A 12,763-nucleotide genomic window follows, 5' to 3' on the forward strand; every position below is an offset into this window, starting at 1 on the left:
AATGCCCGTTTGCAAACAAGCCTATCGGAGTGGGCAGAAACGTAAATACTGCGAAAATTTGCATATAGTACGCTTAAGCGTACTGCCCTACCCTTGCTCTTCAGCTAAGCACGGTGCATCTGATTTCAGCCCTGCAGCATCCTCGTCCGCTCTCATCTGCGCTGCTGTGGTCATACCCCGACGTTTCAACCAGGCATCTCCCCAACCGCATAATCCCAAGATGAAAGGCTCAAGGCTCCGACCTTCGTCGCTTAGCGAGTATTCAACTTTAGGTGGTACCACTGGGTAGACCTTGCGTACCACAAGTCCATCCTCTTCCATATCCCGAAGCTGCTTGATCAACAATCTCGGCGGTACGCCGGTAAGGCGCCGTTGTAGCTCATTGAATCGATGCGTGCCATCCAGCAGCAGGTGGTAAAGGATGACCCCCTTCCACTTGCCGCCCATTATGTGAAGCGCGGCTTCGATGGAACACCCCGGTGCGCCGTCATAGTTCCTAAGCTTGGTCATACATCATCCTCAGTTGGGTAGTACGCTTTTTGGCACTACGTGCAAATAAATGCCATATACGCGGTGACGATCATAACTTTAACATGCGCATGTCGAGTGAGCGCAATGGCCCGCCTCGCTTCTCAAACGACCGAAAATGATGGGCGAATACACGCTACAGGTCGGCGGCCGTGAGCGGCCGACCAAGGTTTTTTCTCGTTGAGATTCATGTTGGTATTCATGATTGGGGGTGCAAATGTTTGCAGTTATGGGTGTAACTGGCCAAGTTGGCAGAGCTGTTGCCAACGCATTGCTGGATGCCGGGGAGCAGGTCAGAGTGATCGTCCGGGATGCTGCCAAAGGTGCGGTATGGGCTGCTCGCGGGTGTGAAGTCGCCGTCACGGATAATCGCAATATACCGGCCATGACACGGGCGCTGACTGGTGTGGACGGTGCATTCATCCTGATGCCACCCAACTATGACCCCTCACCCGGTTTCCCGGATACCGTCGAGGCAAACCGCTCGGTGCGTGAAGCCCTGGATAAGGCGAAACCAGCGAAAGTCGTCGTGTTGTCTACGGTAGGCGCCCACGTCGAGCGCGTGAACCTGCTCAACAATTTGAAGATGTCCGAAGAGAGCTTTCGAACCTTGAACCTGCCAATCACCTTTGTGCGTGCGGCATGGTTTATGGAGAACTCATCCTGGGACTTGAGCGACGCCCGCGTCGGCAACATCAACAGTTTTCTCCAGCCTGCCGACCACCCCATTCCCATGATTGCTATCCGCGACATTGGCACCACGGTTTCGCAACTGCTGCATGAGGAGTGGGACGGGGCAAGGTTTGTGGAACTGGAGGGCCCATCACGTTATTCCGCTAAGGACATCGAAAATGCCCTCTCACTCGCATTCGGTCATCGAGTAACAACCAACGTTATACCTCGCTCCGAATGGGAGCCACTTTTCCGATCCCAAGGGGCTACCAATCCCCTTCCCCGCATTCAAATGATCAATGGTTTCAATGAAGGGTGGATTGATTTCGAAGGCGGCGGTATCGAGATGCGCAAAGGTTCGACAACGTTGAACGAAGCCATCTCGCAATTGGTTGCAGAGCGGGCGTAATAGCCGGCGCAACCCTTCAGGCCGGCGCATACGTCCAGAGCGAGTATGTGTCCGCCCTTTATCTTGAGGAATTCATTATGTCCAAAGTCGTCCGCTTCCACCGTATCGGCGGCCCAGAAGTGCTTCAGATTGATGACGTTGATGTGCGTAGCCCAAACGCCGGAGAGGTTCGTATCAAGGTTAAGGCTCTTGGCCTCAATCGAGCAGAAGCGATGTATCGGCTCGGCCAGTACACCTTTACCCCTGAGATGCCCGCCACTCTCGGTTACGAAGCAGCCGGTACAATCGAGAGCGTTGGGCCTGGTGTCACCGAGTATGCTGTGGGCGATGAGGTGAATGTAATCCCCGCTTTCTCGTTCGCAGACTACGGCATGTACGGCGAACTCGCTGTTGCCCCGGTGCACGCTTTAGTTCGTCAGCCAGCAGGAATGACATCCGTAGAAGCCGCCGGTACTTGGATGCAGTTCGTTACCGCATACGGTGCTCTGGTTGATATCGGGAATCTGCAGAAGGGTGACACCGTTCTGATTCGCGCAGCGTCGAGCAGCGTAGGGTTGGCGGCCATCCAGATTGCAAACATTCTGGGGGCAGTTCCGGTCGCGCTAACCCGCACCAGTGAAAAGCGCCAAGCGTTGTTGGACGCGGGAGCCGCCCACGTTATTGCGACACAGGAACAGGATCTCGTCTCCGAAGTGAACCGGATCACCGCAGGCGCAGGTGCCCGCATGGCGTTTGACCCAGTGGGCGGACCAGAGGTAGCCAATGTCCTGCGAGCACTCTCCTACCTCGGAATTTTCTTCCAGTACGGAGCGCTCGATACAGCAGACATGAGCATCCCTGTGATGGAAGTGCTTGGCAAAGATCTGACCATTCGTGGATACCAGTTGTTTGAAATCACTCAAGACCCCGAACGTCTGGACGGCGCTAAAGCATTCATCACCAAGGGCCTGCAATCCGGCTCGCTGCGTCCATTGATAGCAAAGGTCTTCCCGCTTGCTCAAATCGTCGACGCCCACCGGTTCATGGAGTCGAACGCACAAATTGGCAAGATAGCTATCGAGATCTAAGATCTATTCTTCCGCGTCTGGTGGCTTCGTCGCCAGCGCAGTTTGAATGGTGAATAGCACCATATCGGTGTCACTAAAGCCGGACGGGGACTTTAAGCCGGCATTAATTGCTCATGAATGCCTTAGCCCTCACATGTATTTAACCCGACTTTCTAAGCAAGATCCCATCCTATCCCAAAGCCGTCAAACTACCCTGAGACCCCAATAGGCGCTGGGAGCCGCATGTGCGCTATGCCGCGACGCGTTTTGTTTTGCTAAACACCCTCTTACCAAATTGCAAATTCCGTAAACGGCCTCCCCGGCGCATCCTCGGCACACAGCTTCATAAAAACAACAAAAGCCGATCGAGATACCTCCTATGTCCCCATCCAGACTCAAGTTGATGTGCGTGCGGATCATGACCAGTGCGGTTGTGGGTCTTTCTACGCTACCTGCGTACGCCGAAGGCGATAAGCCTGACTCCGTCAAAATCGGCATCACGACATTTATGTCCGGCTCCGCCTCAGTCTTTGGCATGCCGGCTAAGGCTGCAGCCGAGCTATATATAGAAGAACTCAACGCAGCCGGCGGTATTGATGGCGTCAAGGTAGATCCTGTCTACGTTGACGAGGGCGTAGGGGGTGATCGGCTTTTATCTGAATACCGCCGGGTCGTGCAGGAACAGGGTGCGAAGGTGATGATCGCCTCGATCTCCAGCGGTAACTGCAACACACTCGCCCCCGTCGCTGAAGACCTGAAGGTTGTGAACATTCTCTGGGACTGTGGGACAGAAAAAGCACTCGAAGGCCATTCTTACAAATATGTCTTTCGCACCCAGGCAAACGCAGTCACCGAAATGGTTGCCAGCGTCCTTTACTTGCTAAAGGTCAATCCTGATTTCAAAACCATCGCAGTCGTAAACCAGGATTACGCATGGGGCCGAGACTCATGGGAAATCTTCAGCGCTGTGCTGAAGCAGCTCAAACCAGACGTGAAAGTCGTTGCTGAGTTGTTCCCCAAATTCGGAGCTTCTGATTTTTCTGCCGAGGTCAGCCGACTGCAGGTCTTGCGACCAGAAGTCGTGCTCACCACCTCGTGGGGAGGCGACCTGGATACCTTCGTACGCCAAGCCAGCCAGAGAGGCCTGCTGAAGACCTCTAAGTTTTTCCTGGCCCTGGGCGAAACCTCACTTGAGCGCCTTGGTAATACGCTGCCTGATGGCGTCCTGATTGGTGCGCGCGGCGACCATTATTTCTTGAATCCCCAATACGCCAAGGATGCCCGGCATCAGGCGTTCGTCACCAAATACCACGAGCGCACGGGCACCTACCCGATCTACTCGGTGTACCACATGGTGCAGGCGCTCGACGGCATGAAGGCGGCCTACCTGAGGGCGATCCAGGCCAACGGCGGCAAATGGCCCAATGAGGAACAGTTGGCCGATGCCTTCAAGGGGCTCGAATTTCGGGGGCTGACCAGTCAGATCCGCATACGCCCAGAAGACGGGCAGGGCCTGGAATCTCAGCTCTTTGGCATCACCACCTCAAGTCCCGACTACAAATTCAAAGTGTTGAAAGACATCGTGATCGTCCCTGCCGACAAGATCACGACGCCGCCAGGTGAAAAGTCCCCTTTGTGGGTCAAGACCGTGACGCCAGCGTTGCTTGACCAGGTTCAACCTGTGAGCGCCTTGCAATGAGCCGGGATATTTTCATCCTGGCCATGCTGGACGGCATGTCTTACGCCGGATTGCTGTTTCTGGTTGCACTGGGGCTGACCTTCATCTTTGGCGTAGTGCGCATCCTGAATGTGGCACACGGTAGCCTCTACGCGTTCGGTGGCTATGGTGCAGCGTCTTTGGGGCTATGGCTTGGGCAGGGGTCGGAATCTGCGGTGGCATCCGTACTGCTGCTGGTCACAGGCGCTATCGCGGTGGGGATTGTACTGGGTACGGTACTGATGCTTTTGCTCAGGCAGTTCCAGGATCGCGACCCGATTCTCCAGCTCCTGGTGACCTATGGCACCTTCATGATCTTTGAGGATCTGCAAAGGATGATCTGGGGGACGCAGCCTTATTTTGTGGCGGATGTCGTCAACCAGATGGGGACATCTGAACTGCTGGGCGTGGTGTACATGAACTACCAGTTGCTCTTCGTCCCAGGCGCGGCGATGGCGGTCTACTTCCTCCTCAAGTGGTTCCTGAACAGCACCCTAATGGGACGGCAGATCATCGCCGTCACCCATGACCGAGAAGTGGCGACAGCTCTTGGCATCAATGCTCGGCGCATCGCCTATCTAACCTTTGTCGTCGGCGCAGTCCTGGGGGCCTTGGGCGGAGCACTGGCTTCACCCACCACGTCACTGGTGCCGGGTATCGGCGCGGACATGATCGTACTGTCGTTCGCAGTCGTCGCAAGTGCCGGTCTGGGTCAAATAACGGGGGCACTGATCACCGCCCTGCTGATTGGGCTATCACGTTCTTTCTGCGTGTACCTTGCCCCCGAATTTGAAGTCGTCATGCCCTACCTGATCATGGTTCTGGTGTTGCTGGCGAGGCCTCAAGGCCTGTTCACTGTCGTTCAGGCGAGGAAAATCTGATGCGCGCTCTCCTACTTAATGCTGCAGCGGTCGTTGTCATCCTTGGTCTGGCAATGACATTCCCTTGGCTCAAGCTTCCCCTGATTTTGTCGCTGTGCTACGGCTTGGCCGCGTTGGGCATTGTCGTTCTGCTCAAAGCCGGACAGATCTCGTTCGGTCACGCCATGTACGCCTGTATCTCTGGATACGTGGTGGCCTTTGTTGGGCATCGCTTCCCAGGCATGGACGGGGTCTTGCTAATCGCGCTTGGCACCTTGGCGAGTGTGGTCGCGGGGATGCTCATTGGTGCGTTCGTTGTTCGCTACCGGGAGATCTTCTTCGGCATGCTTAACCTTGCCATCTCGATGGTGCTGTTCACCGTCCTTGGCAAGTTCTACGCGGTCACAGGCGGCACTGATGGATTGCGGATCAACCGCCCGACACTGCTGGGGTTTGAACTGACCCGTGACCCATTCGAGATTGCCTTGTTGGTACTGGTCGTTGCGATCTCGCTTGCGGCTATCTGGGGGGTACAGCGCTACTTTGTGTCCAGCGGTGGACAAGCCCTAGCCGCCATCAAGACCAATGAAACCCGCCTGGAATACCTCGGGGTTTCGGCCAAGAAGGTGCTTTGGAAAGGGTACGTTCTGTCGGCCTCGCTGTGTGGCCTGTCAGGGTCGTTGTTTGGCCTCTCTCAAGGTCTGGTCACACCCGAGATGGGCTACTGGCTTCGGTCTGGTGAGTTCGTCTTCATCGCCATCCTGGGAGGTGCCGGTCACGCAGTCGGCGCATTCGTCGGGGCGATCCTTTACGAGTTTTTGAAGATGTATGCAGCCGCGTTGGTCAGTGGTTCCTGGCAGCTCGTGTTGGGCTCCATCCTGATCGTGATTATCTACTTCCTGCCCAAAGGCATTACCGGTCTGATGAATCGTCGTAAACGCCTCATCGGAGGTGCAGCATGACAGCGCTTTTGCAGACTCATGACTTGACGCTGGCCTTTGGCGGACTGGTGGTGGCAAACGGCATCAACTTCAGCCTGGAACAGGGCGAGCGCCTGGCAGTGATTGGCCAGAACGGTGCGGGCAAAACGACTTTCATCAATATTTGCACTGGGCTGCTCAAGCCTAGCAAAGGTCGGGTCAGCTTCGCCGGCCGTGACATTACAGCCCAGTCACCGCGAAAAATCGTCAGACAGGGCATGGCAAGGTCTTTCCAGCTTCCCCAGTTGTTCCTTGAACATACCGTGCGCGAATGCCTGCAGCTGTCCGCAGTCGCGCGTGCTGAGAATTTGTCTTCCTGGAGTTCGTTGGCTGGCGGCAGCAGCGCAGTAGAAATCGATCGGATGCTTGATCTGATCAGTCTGTGCGATCGACAGGATGAGCTGTGCAACAACCTTCCTGAAGGCCAGCGCAAGCTGCTGGATGTGGGCATGTCGCTCATGCTTCAGCCCAAATTGCTGATCCTCGATGAACCCACCAGTGGCGTGTCGACAGAAGAGAAGCATGGCGTGATGGAGATTCTCATGCGTGCTCTGGACGACCAGAAGGTCACCGCGATCTTCGTCGAACATGACGTGGATATCGTTAAGCGTTACGCAACCCGCGTGGCTGCCTGGATCAGTGGAGCGGTCGCTGCTGACGGTAGTCCTGCCAGTGTACTGAGCAATCCGCTCATCCAGCGTGAGGTGCTTGGCGAATGAAAAACGACATCCTGATCCACCTTGCCAACGTCAGCGCCGACATCGTCCGAGTACCTATTCTCAGAGGCGTAAACGCTGATCTGAATAAAGGAAACATCATCGCCGTGGTAGGCCGAAATGGCGCGGGCAAAACGACCCTGCTGCGTACGATTATGGGCCTCATCAAGCCCAAGGAAGGGCAAATCCTGTTCGAAGGCGCTGACCTTGCGCGTGTGCCAGCCCATGGCCGCGCACGCCTGGGCATTGGTTACGCGCCGCAGGAGCGCGTGATGTTCCCGACCCTTTCAATTGAAGAAAACCTTCGCCTGCCCTGCCAGGTTGCGGGGATGAACAAACGTGAGGTTGATGAACGATTGGCGACGACGCTTGAGGTCGTGTCTCAGCTCAAGCCCATGCTAAACCGCTCTGGCGCAGCCTTATCAGGTGGCCAAGGCAAAATGGCTGCCCTTGGTCGAGCGCTTATGATCGGCAGCAAGCTGATCTTGCTGGATGAGCCATTTCAGGGTTTGGCACCTGCCCTCGCGACCGAGTACAGCAACGCCCTCAAACAGCTGCAGCAGCGTCTTCCAGACCTCTGCATCGTCGTGACTGAATCAAACGGCAGCCTGCTAAAGGATGTCCCTGACCATGTGTTGCACATCGAGCGGGGGGAGCTGTCACCTGTCCTCAATACCAGCCGCGAAACTGGTTCCGACTCAATTAACCATCTGCCAATGGAGGCACAATCATGAGCACGCTTTACATCGACGGCCGCAAAGTCCCTGCTACCGGCGGGCAGAGCATTCCTGTCTACTCACCTGTCACTGGCGAGGCGTATGCCGAAATCGCCCGGGGCATGCCTGAAGACATCGACTTGGCAGTAAAGGCCGCGCGCAGTGCAGTCAATGGCGACTGGGGTCGGATGAGCGCTACCGAGCGAGGCCGCATATTGGTTCGTATCGGCAACGGCGTGCTGGCGAACATTGAGGAACTGGCAGAGATCGAAGCCAAGGACACGGGCAAACCTATTGCCCTGGCCCGCAAGGATATCGAGGCGCTTGCACGCTACTTTGAGTTCTACGGTGGTGCAGCCGATAAAGTCCATGGCGAGGTAATTCCGTACCTGTCTGGCTACACGGTCAGCGTGGTCAGAGAAGCCTGTGGTGTGGTGGGTCACATCATCCCCTGGAACTACCCGGCTCAGATGCTCGGGCGTACGATTGCGCCTGCGTTGGCCATGGGCAACGCATCGATCGTCAAGCCAGCAGAAGATGCATGCATGACGTCGCTTCGCTTCGCCGAGATTGCCGCAGAGGCCGGTCTGCCTGCTGGTGCGCTGAATATCGTGACCGGCTATGGTCGCGAAGCGGGCGCCGCGCTGGCGGGTCACCCAGGCATCAACCTGATCACCTTCACCGGCTCTCCTGATGTCGGAGTCGCCATTCAAACCGCTGCTGCCGTCAACCACGTCAAATGCGTGCTGGAGCTGGGTGGTAAATGCCCTCAGGTGGTGTTTGCAGATGCCGACCTCGACAAGGCAGTGCCTGTGATCGTGGGAGCGATCATCCAGAACGCAGGCCAGACCTGCTCTGCTGGTAGCCGTGTCCTCATTCAAAAAGAGGTCTACGAGGACGTCATCACACGCGTAGCTGCCAAGTTCCGTGAAGTACGTGTCGGACTGCCTGAGACCGCGCCAGACTGCGGCCCAATCATCACCAAAGCTCAATTTGGCCGGGTCAACCAATTCATCCAGGAGTGCAAGGACTCCGATCTGCCAGTGATCGCAGAAGGTGCCATGGACAACGATCTGCCCAAAGGCGGCTACTACGTGCGTCCGACTCTGTTCGGCCCCGTTCCACGCGACCACAAACTGGCGCGTGAAGAAGTGTTCGGCCCTGTGCTCGCGGCGTTGTCATTTGATGACGAAGACGATGCTGTGGCCCTGGCCAACGGCACTGACTATGGCCTGGTTGCATCGATCTGGAGCGAAAACGGTGCACGTCAGCAGCGCATGGCCAAACGCCTGGAAGGCGGGCAAGTGTTTATCAATTGCTATGGAGCAGGCGGCGGTGTCGAGCTGCCATTCGGCGGTATCCGCAAAAGCGGGCACGGGCGTGAAAAAGGCCTCCTCGCCTTGGATGAATTCAGCATCACCAAGACCGTGGTCAGTCACCACGGCTAAGCCTGTATCGAACAATCAGATTCTTAATGGTAACGGAGAGAAAAATGGCACAGCTCAATAATAAAGTCGCCATCGTAACCGGCGCGGCAAGCGGCTTCGGCGCTTGCATCGCACGTCGCTACATCGAGGAAGGCGCCAAGGTCGTCCTCGCGGATATCAACTTCGAAGCTGCCAGCAAACTGGCCGATGAACTCGGCGCCAACGCGATCGCCGCTGCCTGCGACGTCACTCAAGCAGACCAGGTTCAAGCAGCAGTGGATCTTTGCGTCAAGACCTTCGGCGTTCCCGATGTTGTGGTCAATAACGCAGGGACAACGCATCGCAATCAGCCACTGATGGACGTTGACGAAAAAACCTTTGATCGAGTCTTCGCTGTCAACGTGAAATCGATTTTCCACATGACCAAGGCCGTCGTGCCACTGATGCGCGAGCGCAAGAACGGCTCGATCATCAACGTCGGTTCGGTTGCCGGTATTCGCCCGCGCCCTGGTCTGACCTGGTACAACGGCTCGAAAGGCGCTGTGAATCTGCTGTCCAAGTCCCTGGCTGTAGAGCTGGGCCCAGACGGCATTCGGGTCAACAACATCTGCCCGGTCATGGGCGAGACAGCCCTGCTTGAAGACTTCATGGGTATGCCGGACACGCCTGCGAACCGCCAGAAGTTTCTTTCCACCATCCCGTTAGGTCGCTTGGCCAAGCCTGATGATATCGCGGCTGTCGCAGTGTTCCTGGCAACAGACGGCGCCGCCTTCCTGAACGGCGTTGAACTTCCGGTCGACGGTGGCCGAGTGGTGTAAATGCATTGAATCCCGGGGCGCCCGCCCACGACTGCGTGCCTCGGGATTATTCAATGACTCATCTGGACTCTTCATGCACTCAAAGCGCAATGCTTGGAATTTAGCTCGCTCAACGCGGCCAGTTAGCGTTCGCCCTGGATTAACACCCCCTTTTCAGAATGCAGATTCAACTTACGCCAATTCTGATGCATGGTGGCGATAGCCGCGCCCTTGTCATTTTTCAAAACCACCAACAAGTTGGCCTGGGGCGCACGGAGAATAATAAATATGCAAATCAGAGCGGCAGTCGTTCGTCAAAAATCAGCTCCTTTCGTGGTCGAAACCCTCACGCTTGAGGCTCCACGTAAGGACGAAGTGCTCGTAAAAATCGTCGGTGTTGGTGTGTGCCACACCGATATGGTGGTCAGAGATCAGGGCTACCCTGTCCCACTTCCTCTCGTGTTAGGGCATGAAGGATCCGGGGTTGTGGAAGCGGTAGGTTCTGAGGTGAAAACCCTCAAACCCGGCGACCATGTGGTTCTGAGCTATGCCAGCTGCGGCCACTGTGGGAACTGCTTGAAGGGCTTGCCCGGGTATTGCTCTCAGTTCTACGAACAGAATTTCGGCGGCTATCGGCCCGATGGGACCAGCCCTTATAAAGGCGGGGATGGCGGTACTGTCTGTGGATGTTTCTTCAATCAGTCCTCATTCGGCACACATGCGCTGGTATCAGAGCGCAATGCGATCAAGATCGCCCAGGATGTCCCTCTGGAGCTGATGGGCCCGCTGGGTTGTGGCATCCAGACGGGTGCTGGAGCTGTGATGAATGCGCTCAAACCGGGCGTTGGTAGCAGCATTGCCGTGTTCGGAGCGGGTTCGGTAGGACTTGCAGCCGTTATGGCGGCCAAAGCCGTCGGCTGCACTACCATCATCGCCATTGACATGAATGATAGCCGCCTGGAGCTGGCACTTGAACTGGGTGCTACCCACATCATCAATGCAGGCACTACCAACGCGCTTGATCGCATCCGCGAGATCACTGATGGCGGCGTTCAATACAGCCTTGAATGCACCTCCAGCCCTAAAGTGCTTCGCCAAGCGGTCGACTGCCTGTCGATTCCGGGCGTGTGCGGGCTTGTGGGAGCTGCTCCACTGGGCGCCGAGGTATCGCTGGACATGAACACGCTGCTTTTCGGTCGAAGCGTGCGGGGCATCATCGAGGGCGATAGCGTTCCTCACGTGTTCATCCCGCAGCTGATTGAGCTATGGCGCGCCGGCCGTTTCCCATTTGATCAATTAGTGAAGTACTACGATCTTGAAGACATCAATCAGGCCGTAGCCGACTCCGAAAGCGGTGTCGTGCTCAAGCCCATCCTGAAGCCTTGAGGATGTGTCTACTCATTCGAAGATAATAAGAAGGATTGCATAATGAATACTGCTCATTCGTTGGATCTGCTCCAAGCGGCTGGATTGCCGTCGGTTTTCCACCTATCCATTAATGGGAAGCTGGTCGACGCTGACCGCTCCTTCGACGTCTTGAACCCTGCTAACAATAAGGTCATCGCTCAGGCGCCCCAGGCTTCTGCTCAGCAGCTTGAAGAGGCCATCCAGGCTGCGGCTCAGGCGTTCAAGAGCTGGTCTGCTCTGTCTTGGCAGACCCGATCGGATTACATCCTGCGATACGCTGACGCGCTCGAAGCCCGCCAGGATGAGCTGATTACCTTGCTGACACTGGAACAGGGTAAGCCCAAGCACAGTCAGGCAAAGTCAGAGGTGGAAGCTGCGATCTACTGGGTTCGGGAAGTGGCAAAGCGCGAAATTCCAGTCCAGGTGATCGAAGATACGGCGGAGCACGTCGTCGAAGTTCACCACACGCCATTGGGCGTGGTGGGTGCGATCACTCCTTGGAACTTCCCAGTGCTTCTTGGCTTGTGGAAAGTGGCGCCATGCCTGATCACCGGCAACACCATGGTGATGAAGCCGTCGCCCTACACGCCTCTCACCTCCCTGTTCTTTGGTGAGATCGCCCAGTCTGTGTTGCCGCCAGGCGTGCTCAGTGTGCTGTCCGGGGGCAATGAACTCGGACAGATCATCACAGAACACCCCGCTATCGCCAAGATCAGCTTTACCGGCAGCACCGCGACAGGCAAGAAAGTAATGGCCAGCGGCGCCTCCAATCTTAAGCGCATCACATTGGAGCTGGGCGGCAACGATGCAGCTGTGGTACTGGCCGATGCTGACTGGCCATCGATCGTCAAACCCTTGTTCTGGGCAGCGTTTGGCAACTCTGGGCAGTGGTGCATTGCCGTGAAGCGGCTTTACGTGCACTCCAGCATTCATGCGGCTTTTACAGCAGCCTTTGTGGAGTACGCCAAGACGGTCAAGGTGGGTGACGGGATGGATCAGTCAACTGACCTGGGCCCGATCCAGAACCGTATGCAGTACGAAAAGTTGATTGACCTGTTCGAGGATACCCGCAAGCAGGGCTACAACGTTCCGCTAGGCGGTGTTATTGACCAGAGCCTGGCCGGCAATTTTGTTCCGATTACCGTTGTGGACAACCCGCCCGAGAATAGCCGCATTGTGCAGGAGGAGCCGTTTGGCCCCATTCTGCCCGTCATTGCGTTTGACGATGTGGAAGATGTAATTGCTCGGGTCAACGCTAGCCCTTACGGCCTTGCAGGTTCTGTATGGGGTGGCGATCGCGCTGCCGCGATCGCGGTCGCCAAGCGAATGGAAACCGGGACAGTGTGGGTCAACGAGATCCACATCCACGGCATTGACATTCCGTTTGGTGGACACAAGCTATCCGGGATGGGCGTTGAGAACGGCCAGGAAGGTCTGGCTGGGTTCACCAACACCAAGAGCTACATGTTCAAGAAATAGGCCCCGGAC

General features: G+C 56.4%; 12 protein-coding genes. 11 read left to right on the forward strand and 1 reads right to left on the reverse strand.

Going from position 1 to position 12,763, the window contains the following annotated elements; translation table 11 throughout:
• Positions 1 to 87 precede the first annotated feature (87 nt).
• Entirely contained in the window at positions 88 to 510 is a 423-nt protein-coding gene (locus ACZRMO_RS09920) for a winged helix-turn-helix transcriptional regulator (RefSeq protein ID WP_102879471.1), read from the reverse strand.
• Between the two features lie 235 nt (positions 511 to 745).
• Here ACZRMO_RS09920 and ACZRMO_RS09925 point away from each other — a divergent pair, with 235 nt between their 5' ends.
• The 11 genes from ACZRMO_RS09925 to ACZRMO_RS09975 all read left to right on the forward strand — a co-directional run bounded on the left by ACZRMO_RS09925 (position 746) and on the right by ACZRMO_RS09975 (position 12,754).
• Positions 746 to 1,609 carry an NmrA family NAD(P)-binding protein gene (locus ACZRMO_RS09925; protein WP_102879472.1) on the forward strand — a complete coding sequence of 288 codons (864 nt, stop codon included), beginning with the start codon at positions 746 to 748 and terminating at the stop codon, positions 1,607 to 1,609.
• A 77-nt stretch (positions 1,610 to 1,686) separates the two neighbouring features.
• Positions 1,687 to 2,676: a zinc-dependent alcohol dehydrogenase family protein gene (locus ACZRMO_RS09930; RefSeq protein ID WP_102879473.1), complete on the forward strand. Its 990-nt coding sequence runs from the start codon at positions 1,687 to 1,689 to the stop codon at positions 2,674 to 2,676.
• 397 nt (positions 2,677 to 3,073) lie between these two features.
• On the forward strand, positions 3,074 to 4,354 hold the full coding sequence (locus tag ACZRMO_RS09935) for an ABC transporter substrate-binding protein (RefSeq protein WP_197881981.1): 1,281 nt from the start codon (positions 3,074 to 3,076) through the stop codon (positions 4,352 to 4,354).
• Complete coding sequence (locus tag ACZRMO_RS09940) at positions 4,351 to 5,253, forward strand: branched-chain amino acid ABC transporter permease (RefSeq protein ID WP_102879474.1); 903 nt, start codon at positions 4,351 to 4,353, stop codon at positions 5,251 to 5,253. Before ACZRMO_RS09935 ends, ACZRMO_RS09940 begins: the two co-directional genes overlap by 4 nt.
• Positions 5,253 to 6,194: a branched-chain amino acid ABC transporter permease gene (locus ACZRMO_RS09945; protein WP_102879475.1), complete on the forward strand. Its 942-nt coding sequence runs from the start codon at positions 5,253 to 5,255 to the stop codon at positions 6,192 to 6,194. Before ACZRMO_RS09940 ends, ACZRMO_RS09945 begins: the two co-directional genes overlap by 1 nt.
• Positions 6,191 to 6,931, forward strand: a complete 741-nt coding sequence (locus ACZRMO_RS09950; RefSeq protein WP_102879476.1) for an ABC transporter ATP-binding protein — start codon at positions 6,191 to 6,193, stop codon at positions 6,929 to 6,931. The genes ACZRMO_RS09945 and ACZRMO_RS09950 overlap by 4 nt, the downstream gene beginning before the upstream one ends.
• Positions 6,928 to 7,662 (forward strand): ABC transporter ATP-binding protein, encoded by a 735-nt coding sequence (locus ACZRMO_RS09955; RefSeq protein ID WP_197881983.1) that lies wholly within the window; start codon positions 6,928 to 6,930, stop codon positions 7,660 to 7,662. Before ACZRMO_RS09950 ends, ACZRMO_RS09955 begins: the two co-directional genes overlap by 4 nt.
• On the forward strand, positions 7,659 to 9,092 hold the full coding sequence (locus tag ACZRMO_RS09960) for an aldehyde dehydrogenase family protein (RefSeq protein WP_102879477.1): 1,434 nt from the start codon (positions 7,659 to 7,661) through the stop codon (positions 9,090 to 9,092). The genes ACZRMO_RS09955 and ACZRMO_RS09960 overlap by 4 nt, the downstream gene beginning before the upstream one ends.
• Before the next feature lie 44 nt (positions 9,093 to 9,136).
• Positions 9,137 to 9,889, forward strand: a complete 753-nt coding sequence (locus ACZRMO_RS09965) for an SDR family oxidoreductase (protein ID WP_102879478.1) — start codon at positions 9,137 to 9,139, stop codon at positions 9,887 to 9,889.
• Positions 9,890 to 10,156: 267 nt separating this feature from the next.
• On the forward strand, positions 10,157 to 11,254 hold the full coding sequence (locus tag ACZRMO_RS09970) for an NAD(P)-dependent alcohol dehydrogenase (protein WP_102879479.1): 1,098 nt from the start codon (positions 10,157 to 10,159) through the stop codon (positions 11,252 to 11,254).
• A gap of 42 nt (positions 11,255 to 11,296) precedes the next feature.
• On the forward strand, positions 11,297 to 12,754 hold the full coding sequence (locus tag ACZRMO_RS09975; protein WP_102879480.1) for an aldehyde dehydrogenase family protein: 1,458 nt from the start codon (positions 11,297 to 11,299) through the stop codon (positions 12,752 to 12,754).
• Positions 12,755 to 12,763 lie beyond the last annotated feature (9 nt).

This window comes from Pseudomonas sp. B611 (assembly GCF_055407965.1).

Excerpts from the sequence above, each read along its gene's own strand:
- ACZRMO_RS09920 (WP_102879471.1), bottom strand. The coding sequence starts at position 510 with ATGACCAAGCTTAGGAACTATGACGGCGCACCGGGGTGTTCCATCGAA.
- ACZRMO_RS09925 (WP_102879472.1), top strand. The coding sequence starts at position 746 with ATGTTTGCAGTTATGGGTGTAACTGGCCAAGTTGGCAGAGCTGTTGCC.
- ACZRMO_RS09930 (WP_102879473.1), top strand. The coding sequence starts at position 1,687 with ATGTCCAAAGTCGTCCGCTTCCACCGTATCGGCGGCCCAGAAGTGCTT.
- ACZRMO_RS09935 (WP_197881981.1), top strand. The coding sequence starts at position 3,074 with ATGACCAGTGCGGTTGTGGGTCTTTCTACGCTACCTGCGTACGCCGAA.
- ACZRMO_RS09940 (WP_102879474.1), top strand. The coding sequence starts at position 4,351 with ATGAGCCGGGATATTTTCATCCTGGCCATGCTGGACGGCATGTCTTAC.
- ACZRMO_RS09945 (WP_102879475.1), top strand. The coding sequence starts at position 5,253 with ATGCGCGCTCTCCTACTTAATGCTGCAGCGGTCGTTGTCATCCTTGGT.
- ACZRMO_RS09950 (WP_102879476.1), top strand. The coding sequence starts at position 6,191 with ATGACAGCGCTTTTGCAGACTCATGACTTGACGCTGGCCTTTGGCGGA.
- ACZRMO_RS09955 (WP_197881983.1), top strand. The coding sequence starts at position 6,928 with ATGAAAAACGACATCCTGATCCACCTTGCCAACGTCAGCGCCGACATC.
- ACZRMO_RS09960 (WP_102879477.1), top strand. The coding sequence starts at position 7,659 with ATGAGCACGCTTTACATCGACGGCCGCAAAGTCCCTGCTACCGGCGGG.
- ACZRMO_RS09965 (WP_102879478.1), top strand. The coding sequence starts at position 9,137 with ATGGCACAGCTCAATAATAAAGTCGCCATCGTAACCGGCGCGGCAAGC.
- ACZRMO_RS09970 (WP_102879479.1), top strand. The coding sequence starts at position 10,157 with ATGCAAATCAGAGCGGCAGTCGTTCGTCAAAAATCAGCTCCTTTCGTG.
- ACZRMO_RS09975 (WP_102879480.1), top strand. The coding sequence starts at position 11,297 with ATGAATACTGCTCATTCGTTGGATCTGCTCCAAGCGGCTGGATTGCCG.